This window comes from Bradyrhizobium sp. Mp27 (genome assembly GCF_029953005.1).
Taxonomy (GTDB): domain Bacteria; phylum Pseudomonadota; class Alphaproteobacteria; order Rhizobiales; family Xanthobacteraceae; genus Bradyrhizobium; species Bradyrhizobium barranii.
Map to the genome: position 1 here is coordinate 1 of NZ_JASAUS010000910.1, position 216 is coordinate 216.

Consider the following 216-nt stretch of genomic DNA (forward strand, 5'->3'; position numbering starts at 1 on the left):
CTCCCGTCGAGATCTGCTTGGGCACCAGTCCGAGCCAGGCGCCGAAGTCACGGCCTTTGGAGAAGACGTCTCCAGTGCCGATCGCGGCCACCATGGCGCTCGAAATGATCGTAAGCGCGTATTTTACCGCACAGGCTACGCGCGCGGCTGGCCGCGGCGTCGCGTGACGCCGGGCCCCAGCAGTGTCATCGGAACGGCTTGGTTGACCTGAGCGTT

At 65.3% G+C, this 216-nt stretch carries 1 pseudogene; it reads right to left on the reverse strand.

Annotated elements, in window-relative coordinates:
* A pseudogene (locus QJT78_RS52985) lies at positions 1-109 on the reverse strand (transposase); the annotation flags it as partial.
* Positions 110-216 lie beyond the last annotated feature (107 nt).